The organism is Streptomyces sp. NPDC048269 (genome assembly GCF_040652395.1).
Taxonomy (GTDB): Bacteria; Actinomycetota; Actinomycetes; order Streptomycetales; family Streptomycetaceae; genus Streptomyces.
In genome coordinates this window covers 330,696-345,273 of sequence record NZ_JBEZLW010000004.1, presented here as the reverse complement: position 1 = coordinate 345,273, position 14,578 = coordinate 330,696, and the positions used below count along the sequence as shown (strand labels likewise).

Annotated in this window: 10 protein-coding genes; 6 read left to right on the top strand and 4 right to left on the bottom strand. The window is 74.2% G+C overall.

The genetic code is table 11. From position 1 onward, the window contains the following. The 3 genes from AB0D48_RS07130 to AB0D48_RS07120 are packed head-to-tail and all read left to right on the top strand — an operon-like array spanning window position 1 to window position 3,031. Complete coding sequence (locus tag AB0D48_RS07130) at window positions 1-1,947, top strand: HAD-IIIC family phosphatase (RefSeq protein WP_362391667.1); 1,947 nt, start codon at window positions 1-3, stop codon at window positions 1,945-1,947. Continuing rightward, complete coding sequence (locus tag AB0D48_RS07125) at window positions 1,944-2,180, top strand: phosphopantetheine-binding protein (RefSeq protein WP_362391665.1); 237 nt, start codon at window positions 1,944-1,946, stop codon at window positions 2,178-2,180. The genes AB0D48_RS07130 and AB0D48_RS07125 overlap by 4 nt, the downstream gene beginning before the upstream one ends. Next, window positions 2,177-3,031, top strand: a complete 855-nt coding sequence (locus AB0D48_RS07120; protein WP_362391663.1) for a 4'-phosphopantetheinyl transferase superfamily protein — start codon at window positions 2,177-2,179, stop codon at window positions 3,029-3,031. Before AB0D48_RS07125 ends, AB0D48_RS07120 begins: the two co-directional genes overlap by 4 nt. 33 nt (window positions 3,032-3,064) lie before the next feature. On the opposite strand, the gene AB0D48_RS07115 is transcribed toward AB0D48_RS07120, so the two are convergent. Continuing rightward, a complete protein-coding gene (locus AB0D48_RS07115; protein WP_362391661.1) occupies window positions 3,065-4,108 on the bottom strand; it encodes a hypothetical protein in 1,044 nt (347 codons plus the stop codon). 393 nt (window positions 4,109-4,501) lie between these two features. Beyond that, window positions 4,502-5,233, bottom strand: a complete 732-nt coding sequence (locus tag AB0D48_RS07110; RefSeq protein WP_362391659.1) for a 4'-phosphopantetheinyl transferase superfamily protein — start codon at window positions 5,231-5,233, stop codon at window positions 4,502-4,504. 290 nt (window positions 5,234-5,523) lie between these two features. Here AB0D48_RS07110 and AB0D48_RS07105 point away from each other — a divergent pair, with 290 nt between their 5' ends. The 3 genes from AB0D48_RS07105 to AB0D48_RS07095 all read left to right on the top strand — a co-directional run bounded on the left by AB0D48_RS07105 (window position 5,524) and on the right by AB0D48_RS07095 (window position 10,423). Continuing rightward, window positions 5,524-6,369 carry a metallophosphoesterase gene (locus AB0D48_RS07105; protein ID WP_362391657.1) on the top strand — a complete coding sequence of 282 codons (846 nt, stop codon included), beginning with the start codon at window positions 5,524-5,526 and terminating at the stop codon, window positions 6,367-6,369. Between the two features lie 147 nt (window positions 6,370-6,516). After that, window positions 6,517-9,222 carry an AAA family ATPase gene (locus AB0D48_RS07100; RefSeq protein WP_362391655.1) on the top strand — a complete coding sequence of 902 codons (2,706 nt, stop codon included), beginning with the start codon at window positions 6,517-6,519 and terminating at the stop codon, window positions 9,220-9,222. Window positions 9,223-9,466: 244 nt separating this feature from the next. Then, complete coding sequence (locus AB0D48_RS07095) at window positions 9,467-10,423, top strand: polyprenyl synthetase family protein (RefSeq protein WP_362391653.1); 957 nt, start codon at window positions 9,467-9,469, stop codon at window positions 10,421-10,423. 168 nt (window positions 10,424-10,591) lie between these two features. On the opposite strand, the gene AB0D48_RS07090 is transcribed toward AB0D48_RS07095, so the two are convergent. Next, on the bottom strand, window positions 10,592-12,316 hold the full coding sequence (locus tag AB0D48_RS07090; RefSeq protein WP_362391651.1) for an AMP-binding protein: 1,725 nt from the start codon (window positions 12,314-12,316) through the stop codon (window positions 10,592-10,594). Continuing rightward, entirely contained in the window at window positions 12,307-14,529 is a 2,223-nt protein-coding gene (locus tag AB0D48_RS07085) for a LuxR C-terminal-related transcriptional regulator (RefSeq protein ID WP_362391649.1), read from the bottom strand. The genes AB0D48_RS07090 and AB0D48_RS07085 overlap by 10 nt, the downstream gene beginning before the upstream one ends. Window positions 14,530-14,578: the final 49 nt, after the last annotated feature.

The window sequence follows — 14,578 nt, the reverse complement described above, 5'->3', positions numbered from 1 at the left end:
ATGACGACGGGACTGGACCGGCTGCGCGACCTGCGCACGCGGGGCCTGCTGGAAAAGGCGTACGACCAGGTGCCGGCGCTGCTCGCGGACGAGAGCGGACCGGGCGGACCGGGCGGGCCTGGCGGACCGGGCGGACAGGTCGGCGCGGGCACGGCCTCGGCCGCCGCCGCGGCCGGGAGGCTGCTCGCCGGGCTCGACCCCGATGCCGTGCTGGCCCACCATCCGCGGACACCCGTGGTGACGGTGGCCGTCACCGGCCAGTCCACGGTCGGCCACGTCGTCGATCCCCTCACGGGCGAACTGGCCCGCCACGGACTGCTGCTGCGGCCCGTCCTCGGCGAGCACGGCACCTACCTGCGCGACCTGACCGACCCGGGCGGCGAACTGCGAGCGGCCGCACCCGATCTGACCCTGTGTCTGCTCGACGCCGAGACCGTGTTCTGCGAGGTTCCCGCGGTGTGGCGGCCCGAGGACGTCGAAGCGGCGGGGGAGGAGGTGCTGCGGCGGTGCATCGCGCTCGCGGACCGGGCCCCCGGCACCCTGGTGCTCAACACCGTTCCACTGCCGCGCGCCCACAGCCACCAGCTCCTCGACCACCGCTCCCGGGCCCTGCTCGGCGCGGTCTGGCGGGAGTTCAACGCCCGCCTGCTGCGCCTCACCGAGTCCGCCCACCGCCTCGTGGTGATCGACCTCGAACCGCTGGTCGGCGAGGGCGGACCGGTCACCGACGCGCGCCTGGCGCGTTACGCGAAGGTCCAGCTCGGCGCGGAACTCCTCGCCGCGTACGCACGCGAGGTCGCGCACCTGGCCCGCGCCCTGCGCGGCATGACCCGCAAATGCCTGGTGCTCGACCTCGACAACACCCTGTGGGACGGCGTGCTCGGCGAGCGGGGACCCGACGGCGTCGCGGCGGCCGGCACGCTGCGGGGGGAGGCGTTCGGGGCCTTCCAGAAGTGCGTCAAGCAGCTCGGCTCCCAGGGCGTCCTCCTCGCGGTGAGCAGCAAGAACGACGAAGGCCCGGTCCTCGCGGCGCTGCGAGGACATCCCGATCTCGTGCTGCGCGAGGAGGACTTCGTACGGATCAACGCCAACTGGCAGCCCAAGGACGGCAATCTCGCCGACATCGCGCACCGGCTGGACATCGCCACCGACGCCCTCGTCTTCGCCGACGACTCGCCGGCCGAGCGCGCCCAGGTGCGCTTCGGTGCGCCCGAGGTGGCCGTCGTACCGCTCGACGGCGAGCCCGCGCTGCACGTGACCCGGCTCCTCGCGGACGGCTGGTTCGACACCCTGCGGCTGACCGACGAGGACCGGGCCAGGACCGGCGAGTACCACCGGCAGCGCGAACGCCGGGCCCTGCACGAGAGCTCGGGCTCGCACGAGGAGTTCCTGCGGGCCCTCGGTGTCGGCGTCGGGTGCGGGCCGCCCCGGCCCCACGAGTTCGCCCGGCTGTCCCAGCTGACCCTGCGCACCAACCAGTTCAACCTCACCGGCGGCGGCCACCAGGAGTCCGAGCTGGCATCCCTGGCCGCCGACCCGGACCGGCACCTGCTGCTCGCCGCCCGTACCTCGGACCGGTTCGGCGACAACGGCCTGGTCGGGGCGGTGCTGGGGACCTTCGCCGACGGGGCGCTGCACCTGGACAACATGTGGCTCAGCTGCCGCGTGCTCGGCCGGGGCGTCGAACAGGCCTGCCTCGCGGTGCTGCTGGCCCGGGCCCGCGACCTCGGGCTGTCCGAGGTGACGGCCCGGTACGTGCCCACCCCGCGCAACCACCGCGTCCGTGACTTCTACCCGTCCTGCGGCTTCACGGAGGTCCGGCCCCGCGCGGCCCGGGACGGGGCGGGGGCGGACGGGGCGGTGGAGTTCCACCACGACCTGGCGCGGGTGCCGGAAGTCCCCGGCCACGTGCGCATCACCGAATCCTGGGGGAAGGCGGGCGGATGAGCCTCGACAGCCTCGACACGTTCCTTCGGACGGTCCGGGACGACCTCGGCCTGGACCTCGACATCCCCGCGGGCGCGGACACCGCTCTGGTGAACCTGCCCGGCTGGGACTCGCTCAACCTGCTCCGGCTGCTGGCCCTCCTGGAGGAGTCCGGCCACCGGGTGCCGGTGCACCGTCTGCTGGAGGCGCACAGCCTCCGCGACATCCACACGCTGGTGAAGGAGTACGGATGACCGCCCCGGGCAGCCCCACGCTCGGCCCGCCGCTCGGTGAGCCCGTCGCCGTGGTCCCGGGAGGGGACTCGTGGGACCGGGTCAGGGAAGACCTGGCAGACCACGGGACCGCGCTGGTCTACGCGTGGCTGAAGGACCTGGAGCCCGTCCTGCCCTCCGGTGACGGGCTGCGCGAACTGCTCGGCCGCGACTGGACGCGCTACCTCGACCTGACGCACGCCGACGTGCGCAACCGCTACATCGCCTCCCGGATGCTGCTGAAGTACGCGGCGGGCGCGGTGCTCGCCAGCGAACCCGCCGACCTGGAACTGGCCTACGGGCCGACCGGCCGCCCGTACCTGCGCGGCTGCGACCAGATCGACATCAGCCTCAGCCACACGGAGGACCTGCTCCTCGTGGGTCTGACGACCTGCGGCCTGATCGGCGTGGACGCGGAACGCGCCGACCGGGAGATGTACGGCAGCGGTCTGGGCCGCCACATCTGCACGCCCTACGAGCTGGTGCTGCTGTCCGGGATGCCGGAGGAGGAGCGCAACGGCGCGCTCGTGCGGCTGTGGACCCTCAAGGAGGCCTACAGCAAAGCCATCGGCCAGGGCATGCAGTTCCGCTTCACCGAGTTCGGCTTCGGTCCCGACGGCAGGCCGGTACGGGTCCAGCGGCCGGACGGGACGGCGGGCACCGGAGACGAGTGGATCTTCCGGACCTTCCCGCTGGCCGGCGGCTACGTCGTCAGCGCCGCGGTCTACGACGCGGGCTTCGGCCGGCTCCAGGACGCCCATGTCACGACGATGCTGGACCAGGACTGCGTGGACGCCATCACTGAGGCGCTGGAGGGGGACCCGGGGCGGTGACCGGCACCGCCGGGTGCCGGCGGGCCCCGCGATTCACGATAAGGAGGACGCGGCCGGACCGCCGGAGAGCATCTCCAGCCGTGCGGCGTTGTAGCCCGCCTGGAAGCGGCTGGTGGCTTCCAGCTCTTCGGTGATCTCGGCGATGTGGCGGCGGCACGTGCGCACCGACATGCCGAGCCGGCGGGCGACCATCTCGTCCTTGTAGCCCTTGGTCATCAGCCGGATGATCGACCACTTGAGCTCGTCGGAGGAGGCGGGGGACCGTTGGGACTCCACGACGTACGGGGACGCGCCGTCCCACAGGTACTCGAAGACGGAGCACAGGAAGGCCACGAGCGTGGGCTCGCGGACGATCGCCGCACCGGGCGCGCTGTCCCGGGCGGATCGTTCCGGCAGGAAGGCCACCTCCCGGTCGTAGATGATCAGCCGGTCGATGACCTCGTCGGCGGTACGGATCTCCGCGCCCTGGACGGTGACGTCGCGGACGTACGAGCGGGTGGGCAGGTCGTTGCGCGCGGTGTGCTGGTAGATGGTCCGGATCCGGACGCCGCGCGCCAGGGTGGACAGCGCCGACTCCCGTGCTTCCTCGAGCAGTTCGGCCGGGCGGGCGCCGCCGGGCTGGACGGTGAGCAGCTCGCTCTTGCAGTTCTGGCTCAGGTGGTTGAGCATCGCCTGGATCCGGGTGACATCGGTGATGATGTCGAAGGCCTCCAGGCGGTTGCGCAGCCGGCGTCCCTCGAAGTACAGCGGCGTCAGGGACAGCAGCTTCGCCCGGACGTCGGTCACCGCCTGCTGCAGTTCCCGGATGTGCCGCTCCGCGGGTGCCACCAGGGACGCGGCCGCCACATCGGGTGTGACGGGGGTCAGTTCGGACGGATGGCCCGGCATGGACTGGAGCAGGCGGACCCCGCGCAGCACCTGTTCCACCCGTGTGATCTCCGCGGGTGTCAGGGACAGCTCCTCGGCGATCTTCTCGCGTACGAAGCGGCCGCACTCGACCGCGAGACCGTACGCCGCCGCGCTGATGTCGTCCAGCTCGGCGAACCCTGAAGATTCCGGGCCCTCCCCTGCGAACATCTCAGCCCCCACTGATCGGTGTAATTGCTGCCACGTAACTTTACGCCAGCGTAAGGCCCTTGGCGCGAATGATCGATATCAAGCACTCTATTCGCATCACCAGAGACGCCAAAGCCGGAGAAATCGGGCGAAGCTGTGCTGGGGGAGTTAATCTCGATCTTCGACTGGGGGAGTCGTGAGGGTAGTTTCCGGTAAATTCTCCTCGATTTACTTGACCTTACTGGCGGGTATGGTCATGGCCGTTATGGGGGTGCAGTTCATGTCGGGCCCGGTTCTGCCGGGCACATCCGCCCGGTCCGCCGGAGTCAGTGGTCCCGACGGGGCCGGCCAGGGGTACACCACGACCCCGGAGGACGACCGCTGGGGATGACCAGACCCCGCAGGTGATCCGGTTCAGCAAGCGCTCCCCGCACGGTGAATGGGGGGAGCGCTTCGCGCTGTCCGGGCCCCTGCGGCGTCCGCCGGACGCGCGGCCGGCACCGCTATGGCGCTGAGCAGTACGCCCTCGGCCGCCGACCAGCGGCCGCTGAACGCGGTGGGCCCGTCCGGCGAGAGCCACCCGGGGTCCGGCAGCAGCCGGGCGCGGAACGTCTCCTGCCCCGCGTCGACGGTGACCAGGGCGTCGGTGAAGTCCAGCTCCTGTCCGGTGAGCGGGAACCACGTCTTGTACACCGCCTCCTTCATGCTGAAGAGCAGCCGGTCCCACGCCACCTCCGGCACCGCCCGGGCCAGCTCCCGCGTCCGGCGCAGTTCCTGGGGCAGCGCGATCGACTCCAGCACCCCGTCCGGCAGTGGAGCGTTCGGCTCCGCGTCGATGCCCACCGCGGCGAACTCCGAGGCGCGGGCGAGCGCCACTCCCCGGTAGCCCGCGCAGTGCGTCATCGACCCCACCACCGAGGCGTCCCACTGCGGGACCCCGCGCCGGCCCGGCACCACGGGCGCCGCGGGCACCCCGAGGGACCCCATCGCCCGCCGGGCGCACCACCGCACGGTCCCGAACTCCGCCCGCCGCTTCGGAACGGCGTTGCTGATCAGGAGTTCTTCCTCCGGGAAGAGGAATACGCCGTCGGGGTCGACGGTGGACTCGGCGGTGGCGACATCCGATGGCAGGAGCTTCGTGAGCACGGCATTCCCCCCGGTCGATGGGTCGGTCTGACAGCTCCCACGCTGCCGCCGGCGCCCCGCCCCGGCCACGAACGGAGGCGCCGCCCGCCCCGATCGGCCCCCGCGCACCCGGTTTCCTCCCAGGCCGCTGCCATCCGCCGTCCCCGGGGACGGCTTCCTGCCGGGAGGCTGGCACCGCCACCCGCCGGCATTGCCATCCGCCTGTCATGCGGCACGGTCCGTACGTCCACCGGCGATTGAGGGGATGAACAGGGGTGTGCACCGCATGATCGGTCGCCCATCCTCGCGGAATGCCGCACGGAAACCTCATGGGCATCAGCGACCTCCACGTCGCATTCCGCGAGAATCGACGGATCGTCGAGGAGCTGTATCCGGACAGTCCCGCCGACTGGCTGATCGTGGCCGGGGACGTGGGAGAGTCGCCCGACGATCTTCGATGGGTGCTCGACGTGCTCACCCGGCGCTACGCCACCGTGGTGTGGGCGCCCGGAAATCATGATCTCTGGACGCTGCGCGACGATCCGGTGCCCTTGCGTGGAGAAGCGCGCTACCGGCACCTCGTCGAGATCTGCCGCTCCTTCGGCGTGCAGACTCCGGAAGACCCCTATCCCGTATGGTCGGGACAGGGCGGACCGCTCGTCGTGGCTCCCCTCTTCCTGCTGTACGACTACAGCTTCCGCGCGCCCGGGGCGGCCACCCGGGAGGAGGCGCTGGAGCAGGCGTACGAGGCCGGAGTGGTGTGCACCGACGAGTTCATGCTGCATCCCGACCCGTACCCGTCCCGTGAGGCCTGGTGCCGGGCCAGGGTCGCCGTCACCGAGCAGCGCCTCGCTGCCTGTGACCCCGACCTGCGCATGGTGCTCGTCAACCATTTTCCGCTGGTCAGGAACCCCACCCGGATCCTGCGGCACCCCGAGTTCGCCCAATGGTGCGGCACCGAACTGACCGCCGACTGGCACACCCGGTTCCGGGCGGCGGCCGTCGTCTACGGCCACCTGCACATCCCGCGCACCACGTGGTACGACGGCGTGCGCTTCGAAGAGGTGTCCGTGGGCTACCCGCGTGAGTGGCGAAGGCCCGGCCACCCGCGCAACGTCCCGCGCCGGATCTTCCCCGGAGCCCCTGCCGGGGATTGATGTCTGGCAACTTCCGGACACCGTGGGGCGCTGGATTTCGAGCCTATACTGATCTTGAATTCCCGCTCAAGCGATGCTCGACCATCCCTCTTTCCGATTTTCGCGGTCCTTCCCGGAACGCACGGAAAAGGGACACTGGGGGACCCTATGGTGTTGTTCCGGCGTGCCGAGGAACTTTCTCTTTCACATGCACTGCTCGACGGCTGTGCCGAAGGAAATGCCGGATTACTATTGATCGAAGGGGCGGTCGGCTGCGGAAAGAGCGAATTCCTGGAGACCGTCGCCGCCCACGCCGAGGCCCGCGGCGCGGTCGTCCTGCGCGCCATGGGCACCGCCGCCGAACGCGGCCATCCGCTCGGCGTCCTGCGCCAGTTGGCGGCCGACGCACCGGCCGGGGCCCTCCCGCCGCCGCCGCACGAGGCGGCGCGGGTCGAGGCCATGCAGGCGTTCGCCGCCGCCGTCCGCGAACTGAGCACCGCCGCACCCGTGGTGATCTGCGTCGACGACCTGCACCACGCCGACGAACTCTCCAGCCGCTACCTGCTGCACCTGGCGCGCGGCACCCGCCAGGCCAGGATCCTCCTGGCGTTCGCCGAGTCGGTGCACGAACGCGGCGACGACCCGCTGCTGCGCACCGAACTGCTCCGCCTGCCCCACTTCGTACGACTGCGGCTCGAACGGTTCACCCCGGAAGCCGTCCGCGCCATGCTGCCGGACCGCACCGAGGCGGAGACCGAACGGCTGCACCGGGCCAGCGGCGGAAACCCGCTGCTGCTGCGGTCCCTGCTCCAGGACCCCCGGAGCCGCCCCGGCGACGCCTACGCCCAGGCCGTGCTCGCCTGCCTGCACCGCTGCGGGCCCGCCACCACCGAACTGGCCGACGCGATCGCCGTACTCGACGGTCTCGCGAGCGCCGCGCACCTCACACGGCTGACCGGCGCCGCCGGGCCCGCCGTCGCCCGGGCCCTCGCCGCGCTCGACGCCGCGGGCCTGCTCGCCGCCGAAGGCGGGCACGGGTTCCGTCACCCGGCCGCCCGGGCCGCCGTACTCGACCGGATGGACCCGGCGGCACGGGCGGCCCTGCACCGGGAGGCCGCCCTGCTCGCCCGCGCCTCGGGCGCGCCCGACACGGCGGTCGCCGACCAACTGCTCGGCGCACGCCACACCTGCGAGGAATGGGCCCTGCCCGTCCTGCGGTCCGCCGCGGACCAGTACGTCGCCGACGGAGCCCTCGAACAGGCCGCGGCCGTCCTGCGACTCGCCCAGGAGGCAAGCCCCGATGACGCGGGGCGCGCCGAACTCGCCGTCAGACTCAGCGTCGTCGCCGGCCGCACCGACCCGGCCGCGGCCGAACGCCACCTCCGCGAACCCCTCTGCGCCCTGGCCGCCGGACAGCTGGGGCCGCACGCCATGGGCCCGCTGGCCCGGGTACTGGCCGCCCAGGGCCGGATCGACGAGTCGGCCGACGTACTGGAACGGCTGGCGGCCGCCGGAGGGCGGCACCCTGGCGCGGAGCGCAGGCCGGGCGACATCCCCGGGGACGATCCCCTGGACGGACTCTCCGCGTTCCCCCAGTGGGCGGCCTCCAACCGCCGCGGCACACCGGCCGAGACCGGACCGCCCCCGGCCGGCCGCACGGCCAGGACCCCGGTCCACCCGGCCGCCCTGTGGGCCCTGCCGGTGGATACGGAGGAAGGCGCGGCCGCCCAGGCCGCCGAACTCTTCCTCCGGGGCGCCATCCTCGCCGAAGGCACCGTGGAGCCGGTGGTCCAGGCCCTGCGCACCCTCCTGTACCTGGACGGCGCCGGACGGGCGCTGCCCTGGTGCGAGTCCTTCGTCCTCCAGGCGACCCGGCGCGGGGCCACCGGCTGGCAGGCCGTGTTCGCCGGCCTGCTCGCCGAGGCCCGGATGCGCCTGGGCGACCTCAGGGGCGCGGCCCAGACCGCGGAAGGGGTCCTGCGGGCCGTACCCGTACGCGGCGGAAGCGTCCTGCTGAGCGGGGTCGCCGGGACCCTGGTCCGGGCCTGCACCGCCATGGGCAGGCCGGAGGAGGCCGCGGCCGTACTGAGCCGGCCCGTCCCCGCCGAGCTGACCGGGAGCATCCACGGACTCGCGTACCTCCGCGCCCGGGGCCAGTACGCGCTCGCCACGAGCCGCTTCCACGCGGCGCTCGGCGACTTCCTGGACGTCGGCCGCCACATGAAGCGCTGGGGCCTGGACCGGCCGCGGCTCCTGCCCTGGCGCACCGACGCGGCGGAGGCCCTGCTGCGGCTCGGCGAGGCACGCCAGGCCGAACGGTTCCTCGCGGACCAGCTCAGCAGCCGGGACGCCGCCGACCCGTGGGTGCGCGGGATGTCCCTGCGGCTGCGGGCCTCCCTGCGCGAGCCGAAGGAGCGGCAGGCGATGCTCGCCAAGGCCGTGGACGATCTGCACCGTTCGGGGGACCAGTACGAACTGGCCCGCGCGATGAGTGACTTCGGCCAGGTGCTGCGGGAGATCGGCGAGCCCGCCCGCGCCGCCATGGTCAACCGCCGGGCCTGGCACGTCGCCAGGGAGTGCGGAGCCGAGTCCCTGTGCGTGAAGATCCTCCCCGGCCACACCGGCGACGGCTCCGACGCCGGGGAGACGGCCGAGACCCCGCACGCCGACCTCGTCGCGAGCCTCAGCGAGTCGGAAAAGCGCGTGGCCCTGCTCGCGGTGCACGGCCACACCAACCGCGAGATCGCCCAGAAGCTCTACATCACCGTGAGCACGGTGGAACAGCACCTGACCCGCGTCTACCGCAAGCTGGAGATCCCCGGCCGGCAGGCACTCCCGGTCGACTTCCACCTGGGCGTCGCGGAGTTCGTCTGATCCCGATCCCGATCCCGAGCCCGAGCCCGAGCCCGAGCCCGCGCCCGCGCCCGCCACGGCAGCGGTGCGCGGGATAGCAAGGTCATGGCAAGCCCGCCCCGACCCCGGCCCTCCCTGGCAGACAACTGGCGCACTTGGCCCCGTCTTCCCCCGGGCCCGCTCAGGTGAGCCCTCCCCGCTGGCTCCGCGCGAGCCGTGTGCGAAACGGTTCGGTCATGAGCCGCAGCCCACCAGGGAGGGCACCATGACCACACCGACGCACGACCAGCCGTGGCGCACGGCCACACCCGGACAGGTCCGCGACGCCATGCTCGACCGGGTCGAGGAGCGCCTCGCCCGACTGCTCGCCGAGGAGCACCGCACCCGGCGTACCTCCGACCCGCGCAGCGCCGTCCTCGTGGCCGGCGTCGCCGAACTCGTCCAGGCCGGGGCCGAGCGGGCCCACCCGGTCATCTGCCTCACCGGATACCTCGCGGCGGGCGGCGATCCGGACGGCGAGGACGCCGTGGCCGCGGCCGCCGCGCTCGAACTCCTCGACACCTGCCTGATGATCCGTGAGGACGTACGGGACAACGCGCCGCTGCGCCGGGGCATCCCGACCCTGCACGTCAGCCACGCCGCCGAGCACGAGCGCAACGGCTGGCGGGGCGAGTCCCGCCGGTTCGGCGAGGGGACCGCCGTGCTCGCGGGGGACCTCGCGCTCGCCTACGGTGACCGGCTGGCCGTCCGGCTCCCGTACGAGGCCTGGGAGCTGTGGGACGACCTGCGGACCGAGCGGGCGATCGGCGCGCACACCGAGGCCGCCGCCGCGACCGAGTACCTCGACGACGCATGGCCGGGGCAGTGCCTGGAGGGCTGCGGCAGCGGCTGCGGCGCGGGCTGGTACGGGCTGCGCCACGCGCTGCTGATCGGCGCCTCGCTGGCGGGGCGGAGCGATCTGCGCGAGCCGTACGAGGCGTACGCGCGGGCCCTGCACGCCGCCTGGCGGATCCGCGGATTCCTGCGCGGCGGCCCGGGCTTCGACGGCGACGCCCAGTTCCTGCGCGACGTGTTCTTCGACGCGCGGGCCCGGGACGGGGCCGAGGAGATCATCGCAGGACTCCTGGCGCGCGCGGACGAGGCCGTGGCGGGAGCCCCCGTCGAGGCCCGGTGGCGCACCGAACTCGCCGCCTTCGCCCGCCGGGTGGCCGGCTGCGAGTGACCCCCGGGGCGCACGGCGCCGCCGAGGACGGATTCCGCCCCCGGCCCAGGAAACGGCGCCGAGGACCGGATCCGGTCCGGCGACCTCTCAGGCGACCGGTCCGGCGGACTCCTCCGGTCCGGCGACCTCTCCGGCACGGCGGACCCCGGCCCCGGCGGCGGCCGCGCCTCAGTCGGGGGCCTGCCGGGGCCCGCCGGGCCGCAGGCGCGTCAGCCAGCTGCGCAGCGCGCCGCGGCGGATCCGGCCGAGGTCGTCGCGCGGCAGTGCGCCGACGATCTCCAGCCGCGTGGGCAGGAAGGCCTCCGCCACGCCCCGGGCGGTGAGGTGCTCGCGCAGCTCGGCCGGACCGGGCGGCCGGTCCTGCGCGGTCGGGACCACGACGGCGCAGGGCAGCTCCCCGTGCTCGGGGTCGGTGTAGGCGACGACCGCGGCCTCGCGGACCCGGGGGTGGGTCAGCAACTGCTCCTCCACCTCGGCCACCGGCACCATGAAGATCGCCCCGGTCCGCGTCCCGGCCCTGGCCAGGACCCGGATCCCGCCGTGCGGGCCGGACTGCGCCAGGTCCCCCGTGTCGAGCCAGCCGTCGGCCCGCTCCCACGTCGCCACCGGCGCCGGGTCCCCCTGCCCCCAGGTGGCCAGGCAGACCGACGGCCCGCGCACCGTGAGCGCCGGCGTCCCGTACCCGGCGGACACCTCCAGCCCGCGCAGCGGGTGGAAGGCGTCGCCCTCGTCGGGGGTGTCCCCGGTGAGCGCGCCCATGCCCAGTTCCGGGGTCCCCCATACGGAGAGCACCGGTACGCCGAACACCGCGCGGAGTTCGGCGGCGAGCGGCGGCGGGGTGCTGGTGCGCCCGCCGGACAGCACCAGCCGCAGCCGGTCCAGGTCCCGGGGGCGGCGCTGCTGCGTGGTGAGCAGCTCGGAGAAGTAGGCGGGCTCCGCGTAGACCTGGTCCACCCCGGCCGCCGCCATCAGGTCCAGGCACCGGCCCGGTTCCCACACGTCCTGGTAGACCCCCGTCCCGCCGACCGCCAGCGGCCAGCACACGGTGTAGATCAGCGAGGCCAGCGAGGTGAGCGGCAGCGTGCTGAGGAAGACCTCGCGGGGCCGCCGCCCCGGGCCGTCGCCGTCGTGCTGGGAGGCGATGTTGGCGTACAGCGTGTTGGGGGAGTGCAGCACCGAGGTGTAGGCGTCCCGCAGGCCCATCACGCTGATCAGCAGGGCGGGCCGGTCCGCCTGGCCGCGGTGCGGCCTGCTCCGCCTGCCCGCCTCCGTGCGCTCGTGCGCGGTGCGCCGGAAGTGCGACGTGAAGTCGACCGCCCCCGTCGCCGCCGCGTCCCCCACGACGACCCGGTGACGCAGCCACGGCAGGCGTGGGGCGAGGTCCGCGAGGGCCTCGGCGTGCGGATAACCCTCCCACACGTCGGGCACCACGCAGACCCGGGCCCGGGTGCTCTCCAGGATCCGGTGCAGCCCGTGGGCCCGTACGGTCGGCAGCACGGGCACCGCGACCGCCCCGGCCCGCAGGCAGGCGAGGGTCAGCGCCGCGGTCTCCCACCAGCTCGGCAGCTGGTAGGCGACCGGATCCCCGGGGGTCACCCCGAGCGAGGCCAGGGCGGCGGCGAACCGGTCGACGTACAGCGCCAGCTGGGCGTACGTGACGGTGACCCGGCGCCGGTCGGCGGGCCGGTGGGCCCGCTCCGAGACGATCGCCGGGCGCTCGGGCGCGGCGGCGGCCGTTCGGTACAGGTCGTCGAGGAACGTCTCCGGCCGCCACCAGCCGGCGGCCCGGAACCTCGCCGCCACGCGGGCCGGCGCGGTGAGGTCCAGGGGCCGGCCGTGGGCGGAGCCCAGACCCTCCGCCGCGGGGTACGAGGGGGAGTCCGTCAGGCCCATCGGCCCACCGCCCCGGCGACCTGCACGCGCGAGGTGCACCCGAGCCGGCGCATCACCTGGCGGACGTGGTTGACCACCGTCCACTCCGAAATGTCCAGCCTGGCCGCGATATGGCGGTTCGTCAGTCCTTCCGACACCAGCAGCGCCACCTGGACCTGCCGCGGGGTGAGCGACGGCGCCTCGGCGACCGCCCCCGCCACCGGGCGGCGCGAGGCCGCGGGCGCGGAGAGGGCCTCCGCCACCGCGGCGGGCGCGCTCATCCGCACCCCCTCCGCCCACGCCGTGGCGAAGTCGGACCAGTCCAGCCGCGCGCTGAGCTCCGTACGCGCCCGCTCGGCCTCGGAACGCCACTCGTCCGGCACTTCGGCGCCCGCTGCGGCCCGCAAGGTGTCGGCCGCCGCCAGCAGCCGCACGGTCCGCGGCCGCTGTGCGGGCGCCGTGCGCGACAGGAGCAGCGCGAACTCCTCCAGCAGGTCCGGCAGTTCGGACCGCTCGCCGATCGCGCCGTACAGCCGCAGGGCCTCCCGCAACGCCCGGTCGGCCCGGTCCGGATCCTCGCCCTCCAGGGCCAGCGCCGCCGAGGTCCGCAGAACGCCCCCCAGGCCCCGCCCGTCCCGGATCCGCCGGAAGGTCTCCTCGGCCCGGTCCAGCAGCTCCTGCGCCTTGCGCCGGTCACCGTCGGCGCGCAGCACGGCAGCGAGGGAGGCCGCCGCCCCGGCCGCGCCCCCGGTGACGCCCATGGACTCCAGGGCGTTCAGCGCGGTCACCAGCACGGCCCGCGCCCCCGGCGTATCACCGGCCTTCAGCAGCGCCGTACCCAGGTGGGCGGAGGCGAGCGCGTTCTGCCGCCGGTCGCCCACGGCCTTGCCCAGCGCGAGCGCGCGCCGGTGGCGGTGTACGGCCTCCTGCGGATCGCCCAGCGCGAGCGCGAACAGCCCCGACATGTCGGCCAGCCTGGCTCGTACGGCGTCCGGCAGCGGCGGCCCCGCCGCCTCGGCCGCGCCGTCGCACCACTCCAGCCCTTCCCGCAGCCGCCCCTGCGCCAGCCAGGGCAGCCGGCAGCAGAGGACCAGGGCGGCGGCCCCCTCGCTGTCGCCGCGCTCGCGCAGCCGCCGCAGGGCAGCCGTCACGTTCGCACCCTCGGCGGCCAACTCGTTCAGCAGTCGTTCCTGTCCGGTTCCGTTCAGGCCGGGCTGCGAGGCGGTCACCAGCTGGCGGTAGCGCTCCGCGTGCGCGTCCAGCGCCGCGCCGTCGCGGCCCGACTCCGCGAGCGACGCACGGCAGTGGGACCGCACGGGTTCGGTCACGGCCAGCCGCAGCTCTCCCCGCTCCTCACCCACCACGGCCAGCAGCCCGCGGTCCAGCAGGGTTTCGACGCCCGCCTCCGCAGACACCCCCGCCGCCGGCAGACCGAAGCCGGGCTCGTACACCGAGAGCCGCTCCAGCAGGGCGCGGACCGGGGCGTCCAGCCCGCGACAGCTCCACTCGGCGAGCGCCGCGAGCGAGCGGTGCCGCTCGGGCGCGTGCGCGGGTCCGCCCGCCAGCACGGTCGTACGGCCGCGCAGCCGGGCCGGCAGCAGATGGGGAGGAAAGAGCCGTACCCGGCGCGCGGCGAGTTCGACGGCGAGCGGGAGGCCGTCGAGGAGCCTGCAGGTCTCGGCGACGGCCGCCGCGTTCTCCATGGTGAGCGCGAAAGCCGGGTCGGCGTCCCGGGCCCGGCGCACGAACAGCGCGACCGACGGGGACTCCCGCACCTCGTGCGGGTCGGCCGAGCCGTCCGCGGGATCCGGTACGGGCAACGGCGCCAGCGGCAGCAGCTGTTCCCCGTACACCCCGAGCGGTTCCACCGCGGTGGCCAGCACCACCACGCGCGGATCACCGGCCGCCGCCGCGAGGGCCGCGGCGGCGGCGGGACGCGCATCGTGGTCACAGCCGTCGAGCAGCACCAGGACCCGGCCGGGCTCCTCGGGCCCCGGGGGGCACAGCGGTCCGTTCACCGCGGCCCCGAGCTCCGCCGCGTCGACCACCTCCACCCGGGCGAACTCCGCGCCGAGTTCCCGTACGGCCTCCGTGGCCAGCCGGGACTTGCCCACACCGGCCCGCCCGGTCACCGTCAGCAGCCGGACCGAGGGGTCGCGCAGCCGCGCCCGCAGCGCGGCGGCTTCCCGTTCCCGCGCGACGAGCTCCGTCACCGGGCCGAGCGCTACCGACATGGTTCTCCGTACGTTGCGTAGAGGACGATCGAGTGGTCAGGGGCCGGGT

Coding starts and splice junctions, on each gene's coding strand:
- AB0D48_RS07085 (WP_362391649.1), bottom strand. CDS start 14,529: ATGTCGGTAGCGCTCGGCCCGGTGACGGAGCTCGTCGCGCGGGAACGG.
- AB0D48_RS07095 (WP_362391653.1), top strand. CDS start 9,467: ATGACCACACCGACGCACGACCAGCCGTGGCGCACGGCCACACCCGGA.
- AB0D48_RS07090 (WP_362391651.1), bottom strand. CDS start 12,316: ATGGGCCTGACGGACTCCCCCTCGTACCCCGCGGCGGAGGGTCTGGGC.
- AB0D48_RS07125 (WP_362391665.1), top strand. CDS start 1,944: ATGAGCCTCGACAGCCTCGACACGTTCCTTCGGACGGTCCGGGACGAC.
- AB0D48_RS07130 (WP_362391667.1), top strand. CDS start 1: ATGACGACGGGACTGGACCGGCTGCGCGACCTGCGCACGCGGGGCCTG.
- AB0D48_RS07100 (WP_362391655.1), top strand. CDS start 6,517: ATGGTGTTGTTCCGGCGTGCCGAGGAACTTTCTCTTTCACATGCACTG.
- AB0D48_RS07105 (WP_362391657.1), top strand. CDS start 5,524: ATGCCGCACGGAAACCTCATGGGCATCAGCGACCTCCACGTCGCATTC.
- AB0D48_RS07120 (WP_362391663.1), top strand. CDS start 2,177: ATGACCGCCCCGGGCAGCCCCACGCTCGGCCCGCCGCTCGGTGAGCCC.
- AB0D48_RS07115 (WP_362391661.1), bottom strand. CDS start 4,108: ATGTTCGCAGGGGAGGGCCCGGAATCTTCAGGGTTCGCCGAGCTGGAC.